The following is a 22,660-nucleotide window of genomic DNA, read 5'->3' on the forward strand; positions in this document are numbered from 1 at the left end:
CGCGTCATTCCTTTTTTTCGTTCCTGAGGAACTCGACGGCCGTACCGAGCGCCGCCACAAGTTCCTCCTCCCCTTTCAGGTATTCCCTGAGCGCCCGGTAGAGCATGAGCATGGCCTCGTAGCCATAGATCCCGAAGGCGTCCTCGGGGCCGAGGGGGCAGGCGTACGAGTCGATGGTCTGGCCGTCCGAGGAGTACATCAACTCGACGAACTCCCCCTTCTCGTTGAGGGCGCAGAACTGGTCGTCCACCTTCTTTGTCGGGTCGTCAGGCCTGTACGGCATCGGTTCTGTCTTGCCGAGGACGATCATCCGCTCGCGGTAATACTCGGCGTTGAAGATCTCCCCCTTCTGGTCCTGCCGCCCCTTCTTCAGGAGGTTCATGCCGATCTGCCCGACAAGGGGCGCCGCCATCCCGGCCATCCTGGCAAGGAGCACACCCTCCTGCCCGGCAAGTTCCCCGACAAACTTTTCCTTCTCCTTCTGCGCCTCACCGATCGTCCTGATGAGCGCGGCATACCCTGCTTCGATCTCGTCCATGCTATCTCTTCCTTACAATCTGGTTGTCGGCACCCGTATATGATGGTGTGGACCTGTCTTTCGGCACCCCTGTCAGGTAGACAGTCCTGTTCCCGGTGATCTCGACGGAAAGCCATTCGCCGGGCCTGAAGTCGCCGGGTACGACGACCTCACGGTACGCCCGGTCCCGCGCCACCCATGACCCTCCCTTCTTCCGTGCAGTGACCACCGCCTCGACGGTCGTCCCGACGAGGCCAGCATTCTGTTCGGCATAGATCGCCTTTGTGGCGGCGTCGAGGAGACGCGACCTCTCTTTTGCGATCCTCTCCGGCTGCGCCTTCAGGGCCGCCGCCGCCGTGCCGGGCCGCGGGGAGTAGCGCGTCACATTCACCTTCTCCGGCCGGACCCTCCGGAGGAGGGCGAAGGTCGCGGCAAAGTCCTCCTCGGTCTCGGTCGGGTAGCCGACGATAAAGTCGGTGCAGATCCTGACATCCGGGCAGACCTCCCTGAATGTGGCGACCATACCCTCGTATTCGGCCACGGTGTAGCCGCGCGCCATTCCCGCCAGCACGGCGTCCGACCCCGACTGGACAGGGAGATGGAGAAAGGAGAAGACCTTCCCGTCCCGGCACGCCTCCGCGAGGGGGACAAGGATGCGCCTCACCGTTGCCGGATTCATCATGCCCAGGCGGACCCTGAAATTTCCCGGCACTGCACTGGCGGCGCGGACCAGATCCGGGAGCGCCTCGTCGATGTCCATCCCCCAGGCACTCACGTCCTGCGCGGTGAACTGGACCTCACAGGCCCCCTCCTCTGCGAGGGCCCCGACCTCCCGGCAGATCTCTTCCATCGAACGACTTCTCAGGGGCCCGCGCGCAAATCTCGTGATGCAGTACGCGCACCTCCCCACGCACCCGGCCGCCACCTGTACGATCCCGATGCCATCTTTCCCCTTCGTACACCTGCCGGAAAAGCGCCGCTCGATCTCGTCGGGGAGGATGACCCGCGCCTCCGGGGCAGCGGCCAGGATCTCCTCCCTCTGGACCACGGGCATGCACCCGGTGACATAGAGGGTGCGCCCGGAGCACGCCCGTATCCTCCTGAGCATGTGCCTCTCCGTCCAGCCGATGACAGTGCAGGTATTGATGACGACGGTGTCCGCCTCATCAGGATCGTCGACGAGAGTACAACCCTGACCTTTCAGTATATCCATCAATTTCAGGGTGTCCCCGTGGTTGTAGGTGCACCCATAGGTCTCGATGTACACCCGCTGATCAGTGAGGCGATCCATTGGTACGGTACTTGTGCGTCAGACCTTATCATTCTGCAGACAAAGGCCCCTATTCTGTCACGTTATGGCGTCATCGGGAGGGCCACCATGGGTTTCATCACAATGCTTAACCCTGCTTCTGCCTATCATATATGAATGCTCACGATAGGCCTGCTGGGGTGCGGCAATATCGCAAATATAATAGTCAAAAATCATGTAGGAGTCGATATTGTCGCCCTGTATGACCAGATGCCCGAGCGTGCGGAGGACCTGGGACGCCTCTGTAATGCCAGGATATTCCGGGATATCGACGAGTTCCTCAGTGCAGATTTTGACATCGTCGTGGAAGCGGCCTCGGTCGCCGCCGCCCAGGCGCATGCCGCCGCGGTCCTTGAACATGGCAAGGACCTTGTGGTGATGAGCGTCGGTGCCTTTGCCGAGAAACCGTTCCGGGACGCCGTCAATGACCTCGCCCGGTCTCTCGGCAGGAAGATCTACATCCCGAGCGGAGCGATCTTCGGGTTAGACAACCTCAAGATCGGGCAGGTCTCCGGGATCCACCGTCTTCTTCTGCGGACGACGAAGAACCCCCGCTCCCTCAATATGGAGTGCGACGAGCGCACACTCCTCTTCTCGGGAGCGGCAAACGAGTGCATCAAGCACTACCCGAAGAACACCAATGTCTCTGTCGCCCTCGAACTCGCCGCCGGCCGCACGGTAGACGTGGAACTCTGGGCCGACCCTGCCGTGGACAGGAACGTGCACGAGATCGTCATTGAGGGGGACTTCGGGGACGCGACGATCACGGTGCGGAACCTGCCGAGCCCTGACAACCCGGCGACCAGTTATCTTGCCGCTCTCTCGATCGTGACCCTGCTCAAGAACCTCGACGAGCCGATGAGGATAGGGACATGATAGCAGACGAGATCCGCAGGCTGAAGGAGGAGAGGAATGCGGTTGTCCTCGCCCACAACTACCAGGTGCCTGCGGTGCAGGACGTCGCCGATTTCGTCGGAGACAGTCTCGAACTTGCGATCCGGGCGAAAGAAACCGATGCCGACGTGATCGTCCTCTGCGGCGTCGACTTCATGGCCGAGACCGCCCAGATCCTGAACCCGACAAAGACCGTCCTCCTCCCGGCCAGGGAGGCGACCTGTCCCCTGGCGCAGGCGCTGACGCCCGACATGATCCGGGAGGTGAGGGCTGGCCACCCCGGCGCTGCCGTGGTGGTGTACGTCAATTCGACGGCCGAGTGCAAGGCGGAGGCCGATATCACCTGCACCTCGGCGAATGCCGTCGATGTGGTCAGGTCCCTCGACGAGGACGTGGTCTTCGTCGGTCCCGACGCAAACCTTGCTTCCTATGTGAGAGGGCAGGTGCCTGAGAAGACTGTCCTGCCCCTGCCTGCGGATGGCCACTGCCCGGTGCACCTGCGGTTCACCCTTGCCGACGTCGAGGCCGGACGGGCGCGGGGCGACGCGGTCGTCTGCCACCCCGAGTGCAGTCCAGAGGTGCAGGCGGCATCCGACCTTGTCGCCTCCACAGGCGGGATGGTGAGACAGGCCCACCTCCACCCGCAGTGGACGGTGCTCACCGAGGAGGCGATGACCTACCGTCTCGGCCGGGTCTTCCCGGACGCCGCCTTCCACGCGATCGAGGGCACGGAATGCGCCGATATGAAGATGACGACGGTCGAGGACGTGCTCGTGGCCCTGAAGGCCGGGAAGCACCGCGTGGCGGTGGACGAGACCGTCGCCGCCGGGGCGCGCCGGGCCATCGAGAGGATGATCGCACTCAAGAGGTAGATCAGATGATGGACCCCGGCACGATGCTCTCCTTTCTCAAGGAGGATATGCCCTTTGGAGACCTCACCTCCGAAGCGGTCATCCCCGCGGACCTCACAGCTTCGGCCGTGATCAGGGCGAAGGAGGCCTGTGTCATCGCCGGACTCGAGGAGGCGGCGTTCCTCTTTGACCATCTTGGCGCCGGTGTCGTCACACCTGTGAAGGACGGCGACGCGGTCGCCGCGGGGACGATCGTCATGGAGATCAGGGGTCCGGCCCGCGCCGTCCTCGCTGCCGAGAGGACTGCCCTCAATATCATCGGGCGGATGAGCGGGATCGCGACCGCGGCCCGCGAGGCGGTGGACGCGGTGCGGGCGGTCGACCCTGTCGTGCGGGTCGCCTCCACCAGGAAGACCTGCCCCGGCCTCAGGACACTTGACAAGAAGGCTGCGATGCTCGGCGGCGCCGTGTCGCACCGCTTCTCCCTCTCCGACATGGTCATGATCAAGGACAACCACCTCGCCCTGGTGGGCCTGGAGGAGGCGGTGCGGCGGGCGAAGGCGCACTCCCCCTACCACAAGGTGGAGGTCGAGGTGGAGTCGGCAAAAGACGCCGTCAGGGCGGCGGAGTACGGCGCCGACATCGTCCTCCTGGACAACATGACGCCCGAGGGTGTCAGGGAGGCAGTGGCCGCCCTCATGGCCGCGGGCCAGAGAGATAACGTCGTCGTCGAAATATCGGGCGGCGTCTCCCGCGCCACCCTTCCCCTCTATGCCGGGGCCGGGGCCGACATCATCAGCATGGGCGCCCTCACCCACTCTGTCAGGAACGTCGACGTCGGGTTGGACGTCGTGCCTGATGGCGAGTGAAGAGTCTTTTTTTGGGGAGGGTGATCCCTCCTTTCTGCTATAGTTAGTCCATCGTGATGCGACATTCGTGAATTAATGGCGGTAACCAACCGCCTTCCCAAAAACACAGGCCGGGGGACTACGCCCCCTGACCCCCGCTCAGGATAGGACGGGGGAAGTAAGATCAAAATATTTTGAGGATGGAGAAAACCATCCCCCTCCCATCCTAATGTGGGGGGATCGGGGGGTGAAACCCCCCGGAGGAGGACATCCGTACACTGCCTATCCTATACTGCCCCCCTGTGTTTCTCTCAAAGACCTCGATCTTCTCAAACTCACTATCACTCGTTGTCCGTAGACCCCTGATCTGGATGGTCCTGGGTAGACAGAATGGAAAGTCGCGAAGTGGGAGAGAACGACCCTCCTCATACAAAATATCTGGAAAGAATTCCAGGACGACCCTCCCTAAGCCAAAAAAAAGATTAGAAGTCGGGCTTCGACTTCAGGGCCTCGACCAAGAGGGCAATGCCTCCCTCGATGTCCTTCATGTCGAGCACCTCGACAGGGGAGTGGATATAGCGGGTCGGGATGCTCAGAGTCGTCGAGGGGATGCCGCCGCGCTCCAGGTGGATGGAGGTGGCGTCGGTCGTGCCGCCCTTCCCGACCTCGAGCTGCACCTTGATCTCCTTTCCGGCCGCGGCCTTCCGCAACCAGGCGACGACCTTCTTGTTGGCGATGAGGCCCCGGCCATTGCTGTCGACGATGGTAATGACCGGTCCTTCGCCCATCTGGAGGGAGGCGTCCTTCTTCTCGATGCCCGGGTGGTCGCCCGGGATGGTGGTGTCGGTGGCGATGGCGCAGTCGGGGTTGAGGGAGTAGGCGACGGTCTTCGCGCCCTTCAGCCCGACCTCTTCCTGCACCGTGAAGACGCCGTAGATGGTGTGCGGCGACTGCACCGTCCGGAGGGCCTTGATCAGCATCACGCAGCCGGCCCTGTTGTCGAAGGCCTTGCCCGTCACCCTGCCGTTCGCAAGTTCGGCGAACTCGCGGTCGACGGTGACCGGTGTCCCGACCTCGATGCCGAGCTTCTCCGCGTCCTCGGCCGAGGCTGCGCCGACGTCGATGAACATGTCGTCCACCTTCAGGGGCTTCTTCCGGTCCTCCTCCTTCATCACATGGGGGGGCTTGCCGCCGACGACGCCGTACACCGGCCCCTTCGTCCCGTGGAGGATCACGCGCTGGGCATAGAGCGTCGGGTCGAACCAGCCGCCGATGGTGACGAACCTGACAAAGCCCTTCTCGTCGACGTACTTGACCATCAGCCCGATCTCGTCCATATGGGCTGCGAGCAGGACCGAGAAGTCGTCGCCCTTCTTCACCGCGATGAGGTTCCCCATCGTGTCCTCCCTGATCTCGTCGACGTACGGGGCGACCTCTTCCCTGATCACCGCCGCGACGCTCCCCTCGCTCCCGGAAATCCCGTGAGCGTTGGATAATTTCCTCAGCAACTCCTTTACCATACGATCACCTGTTTGTTCGGGATTATGTTAAGCTTCATCGACCGCTTCCCGGATCCGGCCGAGAGCACGCCGCAGATCGTCCTGCGAGGCGGCATAACTGAGACGGGCATAGCCGGGTGCGCGCGTGCCGAAGGCCGTGCCCGGCACGATGATCACGCCTTTCGCGATGATCCGGGCGAAGAGGTCCGCTTCCATCGGCACGAAGGCATAGAACGCGCCTTCGGGCGTGGGGAAGGAGAGGCCGAGGTCGGCGAGGCCGTCGCAGACGAGGTCGCGACGACGCCGATACTCCTCCCGCATCGCCGGGACCAGTGTCTGGTCGCCGGTCAGGGCCGCAAGGGCGGCGTACTGCGAGATCGAGGTGGCGCAGGCCTGGCAGTACTGGTGGACCTTGATGCACTCCTCGATCACCGCCTTCGGTGCGGCCATGTAGCCGAGGCGCCACCCGGTCATGGAGTAGGTCTTCGAGGTCGCATTGATCGTGATAACATCCTCGCCAAAGCGGGCCGCGCTCACATGGGGTTTCCCGTATGTGAAGTGCTCGTAGACCTCGTCGGAGATGACGGTCACGCCCGCATCGGCGGCGTACTCCACCAGCGCCCTGATCGACTCCTCGCTCTCCACCATGCCTGTCGGGTTCGTCGGGGTGTTCAGCACGAAGAGGCGCGCGCCGTCCATCTGCTTCTTTGCCGCCTCCACATCGATATGGAGGGTGGCGTCGAGAGGGACGCCCTCCGGCCTCCCGCCTGCAAGGGTTGCAAGGGCCGCATAGGATACAAAGCCGGGATCGGTCATCAGGACGCGGTCCCCCTTCTCCACCAGGGCCTGCATCACGATGTGCATGGCCTCGCTTGCGCCCGCGGTGACGATCACCTGGTCGGGCGCGTACTGCAGGCCGTTCTCGCGGCCGAACTTCCCTGAGATCGCCTCTCTCAATTCGGGGACGCCGGAGTTCATCGTATACCCGGTCATCCCGTCGCGGATCGCCCTGATCCCCGCCTCACGAACGTGCGCCGGAGTCGGGAAGTCGGGTTGGCCGAGGCCGAGGTTGATGGCGTCCTTCCCCGCCCCCTCGAACATCCGCCTGATCCCCGAGATCTCGATCCCGCGGACCCTTTCTGCAAACCTATACCCAGTCATATGCCGGTCACTCGATATTGGCGTGCCTGCATTTGAGTGCTTCGACATCTGTCTCCGTGATCTCCATCAGGCGGGAGACAATCGCATCGGAGAAGACCATGCATGCCGTCTCGAAGATCGTGCCCAGCGGGGCAAAAGACTTGTGTTCGCCCATCATCTGCCGGATCTCAAACTCCACGGAGTCGTCCTTCACCTCGTCGCGGTGACTCTCGATCTCGACCATGCAATCGGCGATCTTCCCGATCCGGGAGTCCCGGTTGGAGGTGATCAGGCAGACCCGGCCGCCGATCTCTTTCGAGGTCTCGGCAAGTTCGGCAACGGTCTTTGTCTTCCCTGACCCGGAAAAGACGACGAGCACGTCCCCGGCCTGCATGGCCGGCGTGATCGTCTCGCCGACGACAAAGGACTGCAGGCCGAGATGCATCAGCCGCATTGCAAATGCCTTTGCCACAAGGCCCGAGCGGCCTGCCCCGAGGACGTAGATCCTCTTTGCACAGAGGAGTTCCTGCAAAAGGGATTCCACCTCTGTGTCAGCGATCCTGTCGGCGATAGAACTGATTTTTGATGCCATCAGGCGCATCATATCCTGAACGTCGTGGTTCTCCATGATCCTTCAATAGGGGTGGTCGTGCCAACTAGATGAGAATATCGCGGATGTCCGGTTTCAGATGGGAAATGTCATCTTTCAGGAGGGCAATGTCTATGCAGACCGGTGGCATGATGCAACCCTATTACTCCTGCGACGGCGTGACTCTCTACCATGGCGATTCTGTCGAGTGCATGAATGCCATGCCTGCGGGCTCCGTCGACCTCATTTTTGCGGACCCGCCGTACAACCTCTCGAACGGCGGTTTCACCTGCCAGAGCGGGAGGAGGGCGCCCGTCGACAAGGGGGCGTGGGACCGGAGCGGCGGGATCAGGGAGGACTTTGACTTTCATTGCCGCTGGATAGAGGCCTGCAGCCGCCTTCTCAGGGACGGCGGGACGATCTGGATCAGCGGCACCTATCACTCGATCTATGCCTGCGGCTATGCCCTCCAGAGCCTCGGCTTCCATATCCTCAACGACATCTGCTGGTTCAAGCCGAACGCCCCCCCCAACCTGAGCACGCGCGTCTTCACGGCGAGTCATGAGACCCTGATATGGGCGCGGAAAGGGGAGGGCCGCCATACCTTCAACTATGACGAGATGAAGCACGGGGGGTGGGACTACGACGTCCTGAAACGTCCGGGAAAACAGATGCGCTCTGTCTGGTCTGTCCCGACACCGAAACGCTCGGAAAAAAAGGAGGGGAAACACCCGACCCAGAAACCCCTCGCCCTCCTTCAGCGCGTGATCCTGGCGAGTTCCTATGAGGACGACCTGGTGCTCGACCCCTTTGCCGGGAGTTCGACGACCGGGATCGCCGCATGTCTCCTCGGCCGCCGTTTTATCGGGATCGAGAAGGAGCAGACCTACCTCGACCTGTCGGTCAGGCGTTTCCGGGCGCTCCTCGGTGAGGACGACGAGTGACGCTCCTCAGATGAAACGCTCGAAACGATCTTTTCCCGCCTTGCAGATCGGGCAGATCTCAGGTGGGTTCTCCCGGGCGCAGAGGTAGCCGCAGACCCTGCAGCGCCAGACCGGGAGAGGGAGAGACCCGGCGACCCTGCCTGATGGGCGTGCCTCTCCTTTTTTCGGCCCGCCCGGCGGGCGGCGTTCGGGAACGGGTTTCGCCTCCGCCTTCCCGGACGCGACCTCCGCGGAGACATAGAGGGCACAGTAGCAGGCCCCGTGATCGGTGAGGTCGGGGTCGCGGTAGTCACAGGGGCAGATGATGTCGAGGTCCGTCTCCCTTTCCCCGGTGGCGAGGCGGCAGGGGCATGCCGGGTAGCCGTACCTTTCCGTGTTGGTCAGGAGGCCCCGCACAAGTCCCGCGACGAACTCCCGGTCCGGGTTGAGGCGGTACCCCCCGGCCTCGGCCTCTTTTTTCAGGCGGAGATATTCTTTCTCGACCTGCTCGTCCGGGATCATTCCGCGAGGGCCTCCCTGATCTCGTTCTCCTGGTAACCGATGATCGCCTTCCCATTGATCACAAGTGTCGGAAACGAACCGAGGGGGTTGTAGAGTTGCAACATCTCAGAATAGGTCTGTTCCATCTCGTCCTTCGGGAGCTGGTCGACAAAGACGTAGTCGAAGGCGACGCCGAGCGAGGAGAGGAATTCTTTCGTCTTTGCACACCACCCGCAGGTGCTCAGGGCATAGAGGTAGATCGGGCCCCGGTCTTTTCCGTCCACATGTATCATATCCATAGTATCTCAATGCGAGGATGAACCGGCCTTCTCATAAGGATTTCGGAGTGATGCGGATCAGAAGATTGATGCTGCCGCATCGCCTCCGGTGGCGTGCATGCTGCCCCTCGAGGTCTACGACGCGGCCGCCAATGCCTTCAGACTCATCGGGGCCATCATCATCATCTACGGCGGGATCAAGGCGGCTGCGGAGACGCTGGGGAAGGAGGTGCTCGGGCGGCCCCTCGGGTACGGTGAGATCAGGCGGGATTTCACCATAAAAATCGTTTTCGGCCTGGACTTCCTCATCGCCGCCGACATCCTCCAGACACTCGTCACGCCCTCACAGGAGGAGATCCTCTTCCTCGGCAGCATCGTCATCATCAGGACGGTCCTCGGGTACTTCCTCACCAAAGAGGCGACCGAGTTCAATCTGGACTGAGAAGATTTTCGCTTCAAGGGCTCTGTAGAATTCCTCTTCCATAGGTTGATAGCGCATGCTGATCCTCTGCCTTCCCCTCCCCCTTCGCCAGGGGACTTTTGCCCCAGGCCACTCAAAAACCTACGGTCCGTGGCACATCGAAGATGTGCACGCACAGGAAAATCTTCGATTTTCGGCTCTGTAGAAACCCTCACCTTTTCCGTGTATGAACGTGACCCAACCGCCTTCCTCCATCTTTGCACCGGGGGACTTTTGCCCCCGGACCCCCGCGCGAGGATTGGACCTCAAAAGGGCAAACGTGCATCTTGAAGAGGGGACTGCCCTCCACCCCCCTATCCTCATGGCGAGGGGGGCCAGGGGGTGGCAGCCCCCCGGACGAGACACTCCAGAATAGGATTTCTACAGAGCCCGATTTTCCGTATTCTCGACTCCCTTCGGTCGTCCCCGCTCAGGATTAGACCGGGGAAGACAGAACAGATAACCCTGAAAGGGGGATTGCTGTCTACCCCACTATCCTAATGGAGGGGGGAACGGGGGGCTTTGCCCCCCGGAGGAGAGCGCAGATCCACCACCTTCCCTTCAATCTAGATCCGGAGTTTCACCCCCCACAGCGAAGACTTCGTCTGCTTTCCCCCTTGCCGGATTTCCGGTTGTCTGAGTTTCAGATCCCCAGGATCCCGATGATGTCCCTGATGTCGTGGAGAACGAAGTCCGGCCTGCAGAGGGGGGCCGGGCCGTCGCTCCTGTCGCCGTACAGGGCGTAGGCCGTCTTCATGCCGAGACCCTGCGCCGGTTCGATCTCGCGCCTGATGCTGTCGCCGACGACCATCGCCTCCGCGGCGTTGGCAGGGAGGGCCCTGAGGGCGTAGAGGAAGGACGCAGGGTCTGGCTTTCTCTGCCCCGAGATATCGGGGGTGACGATACAGGAGAAGTACTCGCTGAGCCTGGCCTTCTCAAGCCTCCTCTTTGCCTGGGAGGAGTGGGCGTCGGTGACGATTGCAAGGGGAATACCCGCGTCAGAAAGAGAGGAAAGGGTCTCGGCCGCCCCCTCGTACGGAGAGATGGCGGCGAGTTTCGTCTTCTCGTAGACGGTGCAGCACCGAGGAAATGACGCGGCAGGGGCGTTGATGTCCCTGATATAGTCGAGGATGTTTCCCGGGTCCTCGAAACCGACCCCCGGCCTCCGGAAGTACTGGTAGAGATCTTCGCCGTCGCCCACTTTGAGAAAGTCCACGACGGCATGGCATGCCGCCTGCTTTGCGGTGACGAAGTCCCAGAGCGTGTTGTCCATGTCGAAGAGGAGGGCCTTTACCTCTCTATTCCGAGGGCCAGAAGATGTCTGCATGCGTCCACGTCCAGTGCAAACTCTGTATGCAGATGCTCATCTATGAATGTTAGTTTGAAGGCATCGGCGTTGTTGCCCTTGCCGCCGTACTCGCTGAAGATGCAGGTCCCCTCCATCTCCACGACCCCGAAGGTCACGGCAAGGTCGGCGATGAAACCGAGGAGCGCTTCCGGGGAGACCGTCCGCGGCCGTGCATGGTACGGCACCCTGAAGAGGAAGTACTCGAGACCGTCGGCGTCGCAGAGGTCGGCCATCGCGGCGTCGGCGGTGAGGAGGACGGGGAGGCTGAAGCGCTCCTCCTCGAACCGCCTGAGCGCCCTGACGATGAACTGGTCGTTCTCCCGCGTGGCATGGGTGGCCTTCTGGCCCGATTCGAGGAGGATGGCGCGGTCGCGGAGCGCCCTGTACTCGGCCATCGCACGGTATGCCGCTTTTCTCGACTTCTTCTTCCGCCTGTTCTCGAACTCCGCGATGATCCATTCTTTTTCCGGGGCGCCTGCAATGAGTTCGCCGATCAGGCGGGCCGAGTACTTGTGGTTCATGACGTACTCGATCTCCTGCCTGACCACGTCGACTAATATCGTCTCTTCGGGTTGGAGGGCGCCAGTGACGGTGACGAACCGGTGGTACAGGAGGTTGGTGTCGATGCCGTAGTACACGTCCTTCCGGAGGCCCCTGTACAGGTCGGCCCGCGTCACGAACTCGTCGAGGTTCTCGTAGGCGGTGATCCCGCTCGCAAGGAGGCATTCCTCGAAGTCGGTGAAGAGGGGCATCTCCTGCGCGTGCTCCCCGAATTGTTCGGCACCGTCGAAAAAGTCCTCGTACCGGCAGAGGACTGTGATCGCATACCCGTCACCGGCAGGACGGGCGGAGAGCAGGTCGGTCCCGTAGACCGGATACGAGAGGGTGAAGCCGTCGGCAAAGAGGTTTGCAAGGACGACCAGTTCCCTGCCCTCGACCACCTCGCTGGCGCCCGGCATCAGGCCCCTCCTGCAAGGTCGTGGAGGGTCTGGAGGTGGAACGGGATCATCGGGTGCGGCAGGGGGAGGGGGCCGCCGCCATGCAAGCCGAGGTAGAAGATGTGCGCCGGGGCGATGCCGGCGTCGGCCAGGGCCAGGCAGGCCGCAACGATGAGGGCCTTCCTCCCTGGCGTGATGTCGAGGGCGATCTCGTACCCCTCCGCGACGCGGCCGCGGGCAAGGTCGAGCACCGTCCCGGCGGCTCCGGCAAAGTCGCCGCACGGCACCGCGGTCACCGAGACGACAGGCGAGGTCACGTACCTCCGCGAGATGATCCCGATCCCTTCGACGGTCGTGGCCGTGCCGGGCATGTACGGTGTCTCCGAGACGATATGAACCTCGTCGGGGAGGCAGCGCCCCTCCCGCAGGACGGCGTGGTAGGTGTTGAGGAGCGCCCAGACTGACCGTCCGGCAAAAGTGATGTATGTTGTCCTGCCCCGGGTCCCTGATCCCATGATGGGGAGTCGGGGGCGAGGGTTAAAAAAAGCTCTGCTGAAGGCGGCGGGGTAGAGAGATCTCCTCTTCTCCGGGGTGCTGCCCCCAAGACTTCTTCTCTCCTTCTTCTGCGACAGACGATGACTTCCCCCATCCGTTCAGGGATCTGCGGAAGGGGTACATTTTTCCGATCAGATGTATATTTTTGTGAATACTTATAGCAAAAATTCACCACACTTTTAATCTGGTATGTGTTCCTCATTACATACTTTAAAATAGGTGCGCTTAAGTAGTATTTTTGTATCAATGGAGTTGGCAAATATATGATAAGTATTAATAATAGTATTATTGTGGCGGCATTCTTTGTCGCCATGATCGCCGTGGCCGGATGCACGGGAAGTTCATCAACCGTCCAGGAGACTCCTGCGGTCACCCCCGCGCCGTCCGCCGAGAACGCCCTCACCGACGGCTTCGGCCGCACCGTCACCGTCCCGTCTCCGCCCGAGAGCGTCGTCTGTTCCGGGTCGGGATGTCTCCGCTACCTCGTGTACCTGCAGAGTCAGGACCTGACCATCGGTGTCGACAGCATCGAGAAGAAAGATCAGGAGATCGAAGGGCGCCCCTATGCCCTTGCCTATGGGTCGCAGTTCAAGGGTCTCCCCCTGATCGGCGAGTTCAGGGGCAAGGACGACCCGGAGAAGATCCTTGCGATCTCCCCGCAACTCGTCTTCAAGACCGGTTCAACCGGCACGGCGTACGGGACGAGCGCCGCCGAGGCCGACAAACTACAGGAGAAGACGGGCATCCCGGTCGTGGCGTTCCCGTACGGCTCCCTGCGGAACGACGCCGAGAAGGCCGAGATGTACGGCGGTCTCCGGACTATGGGCCAGGTAATCGGGAAGCAGGACCGTGCCGAAGAGGTGATCACCTATATCGATGCAACGATCGCCGACCTTGAGCGCCGGACAGGCGACATCCCTGAAGCCGAACAGAAGACCGTCTATATCGGCGGGGTCTCGTCGGCAGGCGCCCACGGCATCATCTCCACCGAACCGGCCTACCCGCCGTTCCTCTGGGTGCACGCAAAGAACGTCGCCTCGGGCATGGGCACGGCCCACGTCGATGTGGCGAAAGAGGCACTCGTCGACTGGGACCCCGAGTATATCTTCGTCGACGTCGGCACCATCCAGATGGACAGTGACGGGGCGATTGGTGAGTTGAAGACCGACGCCTCACTGCAGGGCCTCTCCGCATCGAAGGGCGGTAAAGTCTACGGCGTCCTCCCGTACAACTTCTACAACACGAACTACGAGACCGTGCTTGCCGACGCGTACTTCATCGGCAAGACGTTGTATCCCGACCGTTTCGCCGACGTCGATCCGGTCCAGAAGGCGGACGAGATCTACACCTTCTTCATCGGCAAATCGAACTTTGGCGACCTGAACGGCCAGTACAGGGACCTCGGCTTCGCGCAGATTTCGGTGTGATCCATGACCCGGGGCACGAGATCGCAAAGGAGGATGTAGAGACGTGCACTTTGCAGACGGGACCATCCCCATGGATTACATGGGGTACGTGCGGCGCAAGTACCTCTGGATTCTGGGGGGTATTGCCCTCCTTTTTCTCCTCCTGATCCTATCCATCTCTGTCGGTGCGGTCAGCATCCCCCCGTACGACGTCTTTCTCTCCCTCGTGAACGGCATCATCGACCGGATCAATGCACTGCTTCACCCCGGCGTATCCACGGGCGTGCCCGGCAACTGGGACCTGATCATCTGGAACATCCGCCTCCCGCAGGCACTCGCCGCGATCGTCGCCGGTGCCGGCCTCTCAGTGGCAGGGGTCGCGATGCAGTCGATCCTCAGGAACCCGCTCGGTTCGCCGATCACCCTCGGCATCACGCATGCCGGCGCCTTCGGGGCGGCCTTCTCGGTCATCGTCCTCGGCACCGGGCAGATGCAGTCGACGGTCGCCAGTGCCGTCACCCTCAACAACCCCTACCTGACGACGATAGTGGCATTCGCGTTCTGCCTCCTTGCCACCATCGTGATCCTCCTCATCTCCCGGATACGCGGGGCGTCTCCCGAGGTGATGATCCTCACCGGCGTCGCCCTCTCCTCCCTCTTCACGGCCGGGACGATGTTCCTCCAGTACTTCGCCGACGACACACAGCTCGCCGCCGTCGTCTTCTGGACCTTCGGCGACGTCGGCCGGATCACCTGGCAGGAACTCTGGGTCATGGCCTTCGTCGTCGTGGCAGCCTGCGTCTTCTTTATCGCGAACCGCTGGAACTACAACTCCATCGATGCCGGCGACGAGACCGCACGAGGGCTCGGCGTCAATGTCGAGAGGGTGCGGAATGTCGGAATGGTCGTCGCGACGCTCGTCTCCGCTGTGATCGTCTCGTTCCTCGGGGTGATCGGCTTTGTGGGGCTGGTCTGCCCGCACATGGTCAGAAGGATCATCGGCGACGACCAGCGTTACCTGATCCCGGGGTCGTGCGTGATGGGCGGCATCCTCCTCCTCGCCTCCGACACCGTCGCCAGACTTATCATAGCGCCGTATGTCCTTCCTGTTGCCGTCCTGACGGCGTTCATGGGTGCGCCGGTCTTCATCTATCTGCTCCTGCGGGGGTATCGGCGATGATCCTCTCGGTCGAAGAACTCTGTTTCCTCTACAAGAACCGGGAGGTGCTCAGCACGATCGCCTTCTCGATCGATGCCGGCGAGGTCGTTGCGATCCTCGGTCCGAACGGTGTCGGGAAGACAACCCTCCTGAAGTGTCTCAACCGTATCCTCCGCCCGAAAGGGGGCGTCGTCAACCTCGACGGCGAAGACCTCTGCCGCCTCGACCAGATGGATATCGCCAGAAGAGTAGGGTATGTCCCCCAGAGAGTGGAGACCGGGCGGTTGACCGCGTTCGACGCGGTCCTCCTCGGCCGGCGCCCTCATATCGGGTGGGACGTCACCGAGCATGACCTCAGGATCGTCGATGCCATCTTCCACCGCCTCTCGATGGACCGCCTCCGCCTCTCCTATATCGACGAGATGAGCGGCGGCGAACTCCAGAAGATCGCGATCGCGCGGGCCCTCGTGCAGGAACCGAAGATCCTCCTCCTCGACGAACCGACGAGCAGTCTGGACCTCAAGAACCAGGTGGAGATCCTCTCCATCATCGTGCAGGTCGTCCGCCAGCACGACATTGCGGCGGTGATGACGATGCACGACCTCAACCAGGCGCTCAGGTACGCGGACCGCTTTATCTTCCTGAAAGACGGGCGGATCTACGTCCACGGCGACCGCGAAGTCGTCACGGCCGACGTGATCGAGGAGGTCTACGGGCTGCCCGTGATCATCGGCGAGATCGCCGGCGTCCAGTGCGTCATCCCTGACGGAGGAGCGGATGTCCCGGAGATACACGTCCCGGTTATGAAACAGGAGAAAAGTCGGGCAGAGATATGAAGAGGGGAACAAAGGTCCCTTCTTCAGGCTTTTTCAATGGATATCACCTTCACCGGCGTCCCCCACTGCTGGATGGTGACGACATCCACTTTCTCGACGGTGAACGTCACGGAAAGGTTGTCCTGCTCGAACGCGGGGTCGAGGTCCATGGGCAGGTACCGCATGCCGTCGTCGGCGACGATCCCGTAGAAACCGCCTTCGAGGTCAATGTAGGTCACGGTGCCGGTGCCGGTGATCGCGGCGGTCGGCGTTTCATTCATCGTTCTGTCGGGTGTCTCATTCAACTCTTTATTGCTGTCTGTGCCGGTGCACCCTCCGATGAGCACCGCACCGCAGAGGAGTGCGATGAGTACCAGGGCGGTCATCCATGGTCTGCCACGCATCATTTCCATCACCATGTGGTTGCCCTGGTGGGACATAGTGCTTTTTAAGACTGCGAATATTTTCGTAGTCTCATTACGGGATGAGCAGATCCCGGAACTCCGGGACGTTCTCTTCCTCACTCAGAGATCGGACCGAAGCAGATCCACCGATCCAGCAGATTTCTCCAGAAACGACGGGCGGAACAATCCCGGTGAAGAAAGCATATATCATACCATACCAAAGACTTTCTGTACAATTCTGGTGAAATTCGATGATCATTACGACCAATGAATCCATCCCCGGCCACGAATTCGAAGTGCTCGGTCTCGTCGTGGGCAACACTGTACAGGCAAAGAATATCGGGCGCGACATCCTGAGCGGTTTGAAGGGCATGGTCGGTGGGGAGATCACGGCCTACACCGAGATGCTCTCCGAGGCACGGAAGATCGCACTGGAGAGGATGCAGAAAGAGGCCGAAAAGCTCGGTGCCGACGCCGTCATCGCCCTCAGGTTCTCGACCGCGGAGACAATGCCCGGCGCCGCCGAACTTATGGCCTATGGGACTGCAGTCAAACTGCGGTAAACCCCTCCCTTTTTTCTGCACCCCCTGCACCGGGCAGGTTTATATAGAGAGATCGATACCCCCTCATCGAGGGAACATGATCATCGAAAGAATCGTCTCGGATGGACTGGCGCACAACTCCTATCTGATCGGGGCAGGGGGCGAGGCGGCCGTCATCGACCCGCGGCGCGACACCGGCGTCTACCTGGACCTCGCCGAACAGCACGGCCTTGCGATCACGCACATCTTCGAGACTCACAGAAACGAGGACTACTGTGTCGGGTCTCTCGAACTGGCAGAGAAGACCGGGGCGCAGGTCCTGCACGGTGCGCAGATGGACTTCACATACGGCGTCCCCGTCCGTGACGGCGACGAGTTCTCCGTCGGCCCTCTCCGCCTCCGCGTCCTGGAGACGCCCGGCCACACGGACGAGAGCATATCGCTCGTGCTGACCGACACGAGGGTCTCCCGCGACCCCTTCCTCGTTTTCACCGGCGACGCCCTCTTTGCCGGCGACGTCGGCAGGACCGACTTTTTCCCTGACCGCCTGGGCGAGATGGCCGGGAAACTCCACGACTCTCTCTGGAAAAAGATCCTTCCCCTTGGCGACGGCGTCATCGTCTGCCCGGCCCATGGGGCGGGGTCTGTATGCGGCGGAGGGATAGCCGACAGGCCCCTCACGACGATCGGGTACGAAAAGAGGACGAACCCCGCCCTCGATATGGACCGGGACACCTTCATCCGCTTCAAGGTTGCAGAGCGCCACTATTATCCGCCGTACTTTGCCGTGATGGAACGGTACAACCGGGCAGGCCCTCCCCCGATTCCTGCCAGGACGCCCCGCCCCTTCTCGCCCGACGAGGTCGCCGGTGCGGCCGCGAAGGGCGCCCTGGTCGTCGACATCAGGGGACCATCGGCCTTTGCAGCCGGCCACATCCCGGGCAGCCTGAGCATCTGGCAGAGGGGCATCTCCTCCTTCCTTGGCTACTATGCCGACTACACGCACCCGATCATCTTTGTCGACGAGTTCGACTGCGGCGTCACGGATGCGGTGGTGCAGGCCCGGCGTATTGGCTATGACCTGATCTCTGGATATTGTGCCGGCGGGATGACGGCATGGGCGAGGAGCGGCCGACTCATCGGGAGGTGCGGCACCTGCACCGTCCATGAGGTCGATGCAACTCGGTACATCCTCGACGTCAGGGATATCGACGTCAGAAAGAAGACCGGCCATATCCCGGGATCGGCCCACATCTATGCCGGCCAGATCGAGGGACACATCGACGAGGTGCCGCGGGATCGGGACGTCTATGTCATCTGCGACAGCGGTTTCAAGGCAAGCCTCGCCGTTTCCATCCTGCTCAGACACGGCTACACGCGGCTGACAACCGTTCTCGGCGGGATGACGGCATGGATGAATGCCGGCCTGCCGCTGGAAAAAGAGGTGGCCCCCCTTATGGGGGCAGCATAACGGTGTCGATGACATGGATGACACCGTTTTTCGCCTGGATGTCGGCGGTCACGACGGTGGCGCCGTCCACTTTCACCCCCCCGTCTGTGGAGACGGTGAGGTTTGCGCCTGACAGGGTCGTCAGGTTATCGGTTCCGGCGAGATCGGCGGCGGTGTAGGTGCCCGGCACCACGTGGTAGGTCAGCACCCGGGTGAGTTCAGTCTCGTTCGAGAACACGGCGTCGAGCGTCCCTGCCGGGATTCCGGCGAAGGCCTCGTCAGGCGGAGCGAATACGGTGAACGGTCCGTCCTCCTTCAGGGTTTCGGTAAGGCCTGCGGTTTCGATCGCCGTCAGCAGCGTGGTAAATGTCCCTGCTTCTGTCGCCGTTTCGATGATGTCCTTCTCCGCGGCCGATCCGGTCGTATTGACGGCCGCCGTCTCCGTTGTCGCCGCAGTCGTTTCTGTTGCTGTGGTTTCCGTTGCCGTTATCGTTTCATTCCCCATAACAGGGACTGTCGTTTCCGTTGTCGGTACAGTCGTCAGCGGCGTCGGCGTCGGCGTGACTCCCGGCTGCTGTCCGGTACATCCGCAGATCATGACGGCAACGACGAGCACGACACATGCTATCCCCCCATAGATCGTGTTCACATTCTTCCCCTCCTCCGGGTCAACGCATACCCTGGGCATATGCCATATAATATTTTCCCGCGTGACTGTCCACGCTGAGCAGTTCTTTCAGGGCAGCGGCGTCCTGCACCGGTTGTTCACAGAGCCGCTCCCGGCAGAGATACGCGGTCGTGCCTCCCCTGATAGGTGTGAGACGGGCAGTATGAGGGGCGATAACGGCAAGCACGCCGGCGTTCTCATCGTCCCTGAGGACGAGGGTGAGGTTCGGGATGTAGAATCCGCGCACGACGTCGAGCATCGCCCCTGTCACCATATCCTCTCGTTCTCCGGCGATGACGACCTCGTAGGAAGGCGTGACCGCAGAGAGAAGCGCCGCCAGGTACCCTATCGACGCGGACGTGTTTTTTGCGGCTCTGCCCGAGAACGCGCTGAAGCCTTCGGCCACGGCCTCTTCGTACCTGCTCTCCCCGGTCATCCGCGAGAGGACAAGGAGGTTCAGGAGCGCCACCGCGTTGCCCGACGGCATCGCCCCGTCGTACGCGTCTTTCTGCCTGAAGAGGAGTTCCTCGCCGCTTTCATGTGCGAAGAAAAATCCTCCCCCTGCGGTGTCGGCGAACCCGGCGATCATCCTGTCGGCGACTTCGCAGGCCTCCTTCAGGACTGTGGAGTCGGATGTCGTCTGGTAGACCTCGTTCAGGGCCCAGAGCAGGAAGGCGTGATCGTCGAGCATGGCAGGAATGGCCGTCTCGCCGCCGCTGTAACTGTGGAAGAGTCGCCCGTCCGCGTCGCGGAGGTGCGCCCGGAGAAATGCCAGGGCACGCAGGGCGGCGCCGGTGTACCTCTCCTCTCCAAAGACCCTCCCGGCCCGGACAAGGGCGGCGACCATCAGGGCATTCCAGTCGAGGAGGATCTTTTCGTCCCTGTGCGGCCGTATCCGCCCGGCCCGCGCCGATAAAAGTTCCTTTCGCACCTTTTCAAGTCGCCCGGCACACTCCTCCTCCGTGATGCCGGCGTGCCGCGCGATCTCTGCGGTCGTCCCTGCCCTGTGCGGGACATTCATCCCGACCTGCGGCACCCGGGCCGGAGCTCTCTCACCGAGAGCATAGGCCGCGGCAAAGAGGTCGCCGTCGTCCGACCCTGCAACCTCGCGCACCTCAGGTGCCGTCCAGAGATAGAACCTCCCCTCGGCACCCTCGCTCTCTGCGTCCTCGGCCGTATAGAATGCACCGTCGGGCGCGGCAAGGTCGCGGAGCACATAGGTGATGACCTCGTCTGCCGTCCGCCGGCACGCCGGGTTGCGCGTCGCCTCGAAGGCCTCCGTGCAGGCAAGGACCAGCATCGCCTGGTCGTAGAGCATCTTCTCGAAATGCGGGAGCGCCCATGCATCGTCGGTGGCATAGCGGTGGACACCGAAACCGATCTGGTCGAAGACACCCCCCCTGCGGACCTCAGTCAGGGTCTTTACCGCCGTTTCAAGGGCCATCTTCTCCCCTGTCGCCTGCCAGTACCTGATGAGGAAGATGAGGACATGAGGGGAGGGAAACTTCGGGGCATGGCCAAAACCGCCGTGGTCCCGGTCGTACTCCCGCTCCAGGTTCCTGAAGGCGCGGTGGACGAGTGCCATGCCGGGTTTTTCCCCGCCGGAACTCTCCTGCAGCGCGGTCTTCAGGGCGACGGCGACCTCTTCGGCAGAAGACCTGACCTCCTCCCTCCGTTCTGTCCAGAGGTCCCTGACCTTCGGGACGAGGTCGAGCATCCCGGTCATGTCGAAGCGTGACATCTTCGGGATATAGGTTGCCGCAAAGAAGGGGAGTTTTTCGGGGGTCATGATGATGGAGAGGGGCCAGCCCCCCTGTCCGGTGAGGGCGAGGCATGCCTGCATGTACACGGCGTCGATGTCTGGTCTCTCCTCCCTGTCCACCTTGATGGAGACGAAGGTCTCGTTCATCAGTCTGGCGACCTCGGGGTCTTCGAAGGACTCACGGGCCATCACATGGCACCAGTGACAGGTGGAATAGCCTATCGAGAGAAATATCGGTTTATTCTCCTGCTTCGCCCTCTCGAACGCCTCCTCTCCCCAGGGATACCAGTCCACCGGGTTGTAGGCGTGCTGCAGCAGGTACGGACTTTTCTCCCGGACCAGTCTGTTTGCTTTCAGGTGCGCTCTCTCCTCGGCCATGGGACATCACCCCTTCAGCGGCATCACCCTTTATATCACTTTCCGGTGAGTGTGCGACAGGGTTAATCCCGATCTTGGAGAAAACTGAGAGAGGAGATACGGATCCTATGACAGAAAATGTGTTGGAACGCTATTTCAGGCTCAAAGAGCATGGAACAACTGTACGCCAGGAGGTCGTCGGCGGCCTCGTCACCTTCATGACGATGGCGTACATCATCGTGGTGAACCCGGCCATTCTCGAAGCCGCCGGCATGCCCTTCGGCCCTGCGATGGTCGCCACGATCCTCTCGGCCATCTTCGGCACCGCGATCATGGGCATCTATGCGAACCGTCCCTTTGCGATCGCCCCCTATATGGGCGAGAACGCCTTTGTCGCTTACACCGTCGTCGGCGTCCTCGGTTACTCCTGGCAGACCGCCCTCGGCGCCGTCTTCATCTCGGGCGTGCTCCTGACCCTGCTCACCCTGACGAAGTGGCGGTCGGTCATGACCGAAGCCGTCCCCAATAACCTCAAGATCAGTTTTGCCGTCGGCATCGGCTTTTTCATCACCTTCATCGGCCTCGTGAACTCCGGGATCGTCGTCCTCGGCACCGAGGATGCGCCCGTCCATGTCGGTGCGCTCAACACCGCGCCCGTCGCCCTTGCGGTCTTCGGCGTCCTCCTGATCGCCATCCTCATGATCCGGAAGGTAAAGGGCGCCATCCTCTTCGGCATCCTGGCAACCGCCGTCATCGCCTTCCTCACCGGCATCGCCGCGCCCCCCGAGGCCATCTACAGCATGCCGCCCGACGTCTCGGCGGTCTTCCTCCAACTCGACATCTTCGGCGCCCTGACCTGGGGATTCTTTGCGGTCATCCTCACGATGTTCACGATGGACTTCCTGGACACGATGGGGACGCTCATCGGCGCCTCGGCAAAGGCCGGTTTCCTTGACGAGAACGGGAACCTCCCGGAGATCGAGAAGCCCTTCCTTGCCGACTCACTGGCGACAGTCTTTGGCGCCGTCGCCGGCACGACCACGACCGGCACCTTCGTCGAGTCCGCGGCCGGTATCGAGGCGGGCGGCAGGACCGGCCTGACCGCCCTTGTGGTGGCGGCCCTCTTCGGTCTCGGCCTCTTCTTCTCTCCGCTTTTCGGGGCGATCCCCGCGGCGGCGACAGGGCCGGCACTCATCATCGTCGGCCTCCTGATGATGGCGCCGATCAAGGGCCTGGACTTCCAGGACTATGCTGAGAGCATCCCGGCCTTTGCGGTCATCGTCCTGATGAGTTTCACCTACAACCTGGGGGTCGGGCTCTGTGCGGGTTTTGTCCTCTTCCCGCTCTTCAAAATCGTTCAGGGAAAAATGGAGGACGTCAAGCCCGCGGCATGGATGCTCTTCGTCCTCTGTCTGCTTTTCTTTATCTTCTACCCCTACTAATTTTTT

24 protein-coding genes are annotated in these 22,660 nt (G+C 61.8%); 11 read left to right on the forward strand and 13 right to left on the reverse strand.

Annotated elements, in window-relative coordinates:
* Positions 1 to 4: 4 nt before the first annotated feature.
* Together MEFOE_RS09980 and MEFOE_RS09985 are read right to left on the reverse strand one after the other, a co-directional pair.
* Positions 5 to 538, reverse strand: coding sequence for a hypothetical protein (locus MEFOE_RS09980; protein WP_067051669.1), 534 nt, complete (start codon positions 536 to 538; stop codon positions 5 to 7).
* 1 nt (position 539) lies between these two features.
* Positions 540 to 1,808 (reverse strand): tRNA (N(6)-L-threonylcarbamoyladenosine(37)-C(2))-methylthiotransferase, encoded by a 1,269-nt coding sequence (locus MEFOE_RS09985; protein ID WP_067051671.1) that lies wholly within the window; start codon positions 1,806 to 1,808, stop codon positions 540 to 542.
* 135 nt (positions 1,809 to 1,943) lie between these two features.
* Here MEFOE_RS09985 and nadX point away from each other — a divergent pair, with 135 nt between their 5' ends.
* The 3 genes from nadX to nadC are packed head-to-tail and all read left to right on the forward strand — an operon-like array spanning position 1,944 to position 4,440.
* Positions 1,944 to 2,702: an aspartate dehydrogenase gene (gene nadX / locus MEFOE_RS09990; protein ID WP_067051673.1), complete on the forward strand. Its 759-nt coding sequence runs from the start codon at positions 1,944 to 1,946 to the stop codon at positions 2,700 to 2,702.
* Positions 2,699 to 3,592: a quinolinate synthase NadA gene (nadA, locus tag MEFOE_RS09995; protein ID WP_067051675.1), complete on the forward strand. Its 894-nt coding sequence runs from the start codon at positions 2,699 to 2,701 to the stop codon at positions 3,590 to 3,592. The genes nadX and nadA overlap by 4 nt, the downstream gene beginning before the upstream one ends.
* 5 nt (positions 3,593 to 3,597) lie before the next feature.
* Positions 3,598 to 4,440 (forward strand): carboxylating nicotinate-nucleotide diphosphorylase, encoded by an 843-nt coding sequence (gene nadC / locus MEFOE_RS10000; RefSeq protein ID WP_067051677.1) that lies wholly within the window; start codon positions 3,598 to 3,600, stop codon positions 4,438 to 4,440.
* A 461-nt stretch (positions 4,441 to 4,901) separates the two neighbouring features.
* Here nadC and MEFOE_RS10005 read toward each other — a convergent pair whose 3' ends face one another.
* Genes MEFOE_RS10005 through hxlB form a run of 3 tightly spaced genes read right to left on the reverse strand, consistent with a single transcriptional unit; the run spans position 4,902 to position 7,686 of the window.
* On the reverse strand, positions 4,902 to 5,939 hold the full coding sequence (locus MEFOE_RS10005; protein WP_067051679.1) for a M42 family metallopeptidase: 1,038 nt from the start codon (positions 5,937 to 5,939) through the stop codon (positions 4,902 to 4,904).
* Between the two features lie 27 nt (positions 5,940 to 5,966).
* Positions 5,967 to 7,079: a pyridoxal phosphate-dependent aminotransferase gene (locus MEFOE_RS10010; protein ID WP_067051681.1), complete on the reverse strand. Its 1,113-nt coding sequence runs from the start codon at positions 7,077 to 7,079 to the stop codon at positions 5,967 to 5,969.
* A gap of 7 nt (positions 7,080 to 7,086) precedes the next feature.
* Positions 7,087 to 7,686, reverse strand: coding sequence for a 6-phospho-3-hexuloisomerase (gene hxlB / locus MEFOE_RS10015; RefSeq protein ID WP_067051682.1), 600 nt, complete (start codon positions 7,684 to 7,686; stop codon positions 7,087 to 7,089).
* A gap of 95 nt (positions 7,687 to 7,781) precedes the next feature.
* Here hxlB and MEFOE_RS10020 point away from each other — a divergent pair, with 95 nt between their 5' ends.
* Positions 7,782 to 8,591: a DNA-methyltransferase gene (locus MEFOE_RS10020; RefSeq protein WP_235809608.1), complete on the forward strand. Its 810-nt coding sequence runs from the start codon at positions 7,782 to 7,784 to the stop codon at positions 8,589 to 8,591.
* 6 nt (positions 8,592 to 8,597) lie between these two features.
* Here the strand turns inward: MEFOE_RS10020 and MEFOE_RS10025 are convergent, their stop codons facing one another.
* Both MEFOE_RS10025 and MEFOE_RS10030 read right to left on the reverse strand, forming a co-directional pair.
* Complete coding sequence (locus tag MEFOE_RS10025) at positions 8,598 to 9,092, reverse strand: ferredoxin-thioredoxin reductase catalytic domain-containing protein (RefSeq protein WP_067051684.1); 495 nt, start codon at positions 9,090 to 9,092, stop codon at positions 8,598 to 8,600.
* Complete coding sequence (locus MEFOE_RS10030) at positions 9,089 to 9,370, reverse strand: glutaredoxin family protein (protein ID WP_067051686.1); 282 nt, start codon at positions 9,368 to 9,370, stop codon at positions 9,089 to 9,091. The genes MEFOE_RS10025 and MEFOE_RS10030 overlap by 4 nt, the downstream gene beginning before the upstream one ends.
* Positions 9,371 to 9,467: 97 nt before the next feature.
* Between MEFOE_RS10030 and MEFOE_RS10035 the strand changes: the two genes are divergently transcribed.
* Complete coding sequence (locus tag MEFOE_RS10035) at positions 9,468 to 9,791, forward strand: DUF1622 domain-containing protein (protein ID WP_067051688.1); 324 nt, start codon at positions 9,468 to 9,470, stop codon at positions 9,789 to 9,791.
* A 661-nt stretch (positions 9,792 to 10,452) separates the two neighbouring features.
* On the opposite strand, the gene MEFOE_RS10040 is transcribed toward MEFOE_RS10035, so the two are convergent.
* From MEFOE_RS10040 to MEFOE_RS10050, 3 genes are read right to left on the reverse strand one after another with little or no spacing between them, the layout of a single operon-like run.
* Positions 10,453 to 11,136: an HAD family hydrolase gene (locus MEFOE_RS10040; RefSeq protein ID WP_067051690.1), complete on the reverse strand. Its 684-nt coding sequence runs from the start codon at positions 11,134 to 11,136 to the stop codon at positions 10,453 to 10,455.
* Positions 11,100 to 12,116, reverse strand: coding sequence for a PIN domain-containing protein (locus tag MEFOE_RS10045; protein WP_067051692.1), 1,017 nt, complete (start codon positions 12,114 to 12,116; stop codon positions 11,100 to 11,102). The genes MEFOE_RS10040 and MEFOE_RS10045 overlap by 37 nt, the downstream gene beginning before the upstream one ends.
* Complete coding sequence (locus tag MEFOE_RS10050; RefSeq protein ID WP_067051693.1) at positions 12,116 to 12,610, reverse strand: hypothetical protein; 495 nt, start codon at positions 12,608 to 12,610, stop codon at positions 12,116 to 12,118. The genes MEFOE_RS10045 and MEFOE_RS10050 overlap by 1 nt, the downstream gene beginning before the upstream one ends.
* Positions 12,611 to 12,913: 303 nt before the next feature.
* Here MEFOE_RS10050 and MEFOE_RS10055 point away from each other — a divergent pair, with 303 nt between their 5' ends.
* The 3 genes from MEFOE_RS10055 to MEFOE_RS10065 are packed head-to-tail and all read left to right on the forward strand — an operon-like array spanning position 12,914 to position 16,051.
* Positions 12,914 to 14,077 (forward strand): iron ABC transporter substrate-binding protein, encoded by a 1,164-nt coding sequence (locus MEFOE_RS10055; RefSeq protein WP_067051695.1) that lies wholly within the window; start codon positions 12,914 to 12,916, stop codon positions 14,075 to 14,077.
* 43 nt (positions 14,078 to 14,120) lie between these two features.
* Complete coding sequence (locus tag MEFOE_RS10060; protein ID WP_067051697.1) at positions 14,121 to 15,236, forward strand: FecCD family ABC transporter permease; 1,116 nt, start codon at positions 14,121 to 14,123, stop codon at positions 15,234 to 15,236.
* Positions 15,233 to 16,051, forward strand: coding sequence for an ABC transporter ATP-binding protein (locus MEFOE_RS10065; protein WP_067051699.1), 819 nt, complete (start codon positions 15,233 to 15,235; stop codon positions 16,049 to 16,051). The genes MEFOE_RS10060 and MEFOE_RS10065 overlap by 4 nt, the downstream gene beginning before the upstream one ends.
* Before the next feature lie 23 nt (positions 16,052 to 16,074).
* On the opposite strand, the gene MEFOE_RS10070 is transcribed toward MEFOE_RS10065, so the two are convergent.
* Positions 16,075 to 16,443: a hypothetical protein gene (locus MEFOE_RS10070; protein ID WP_153015940.1), complete on the reverse strand. Its 369-nt coding sequence runs from the start codon at positions 16,441 to 16,443 to the stop codon at positions 16,075 to 16,077.
* 242 nt (positions 16,444 to 16,685) lie between these two features.
* Between MEFOE_RS10070 and MEFOE_RS10075 the strand changes: the two genes are divergently transcribed.
* Positions 16,686 to 16,997 carry a YbjQ family protein gene (locus MEFOE_RS10075; RefSeq protein WP_067051704.1) on the forward strand — a complete coding sequence of 104 codons (312 nt, stop codon included), beginning with the start codon at positions 16,686 to 16,688 and terminating at the stop codon, positions 16,995 to 16,997.
* A gap of 76 nt (positions 16,998 to 17,073) precedes the next feature.
* Complete coding sequence (locus MEFOE_RS10080; RefSeq protein ID WP_067051707.1) at positions 17,074 to 18,447, forward strand: MBL fold metallo-hydrolase; 1,374 nt, start codon at positions 17,074 to 17,076, stop codon at positions 18,445 to 18,447.
* Here the strand turns inward: MEFOE_RS10080 and MEFOE_RS10085 are convergent.
* Positions 18,431 to 19,075, reverse strand: coding sequence for a fasciclin domain-containing protein (locus tag MEFOE_RS10085; RefSeq protein ID WP_201785191.1), 645 nt, complete (start codon positions 19,073 to 19,075; stop codon positions 18,431 to 18,433). The two genes, MEFOE_RS10080 and MEFOE_RS10085, sit on opposite strands and share 17 nt — an antisense overlap.
* A 19-nt stretch (positions 19,076 to 19,094) precedes the next feature.
* Positions 19,095 to 21,233 carry a thioredoxin domain-containing protein gene (locus MEFOE_RS10090; protein ID WP_067051709.1) on the reverse strand — a complete coding sequence of 713 codons (2,139 nt, stop codon included), beginning with the start codon at positions 21,231 to 21,233 and terminating at the stop codon, positions 19,095 to 19,097.
* Positions 21,234 to 21,340: 107 nt separating this feature from the next.
* Here MEFOE_RS10090 and MEFOE_RS10095 point away from each other — a divergent pair, with 107 nt between their 5' ends.
* A complete protein-coding gene (locus tag MEFOE_RS10095) occupies positions 21,341 to 22,654 on the forward strand; it encodes an NCS2 family permease (RefSeq protein WP_067051711.1) in 1,314 nt (437 codons plus the stop codon).
* The last annotated feature ends 6 nt before the right edge of the window (positions 22,655 to 22,660 follow it).

It is taken from the genome of Methanofollis ethanolicus (genome assembly GCF_001571385.1).
Classification (GTDB): Archaea; Halobacteriota; Methanomicrobia; order Methanomicrobiales; family Methanofollaceae; genus Methanofollis; species Methanofollis ethanolicus.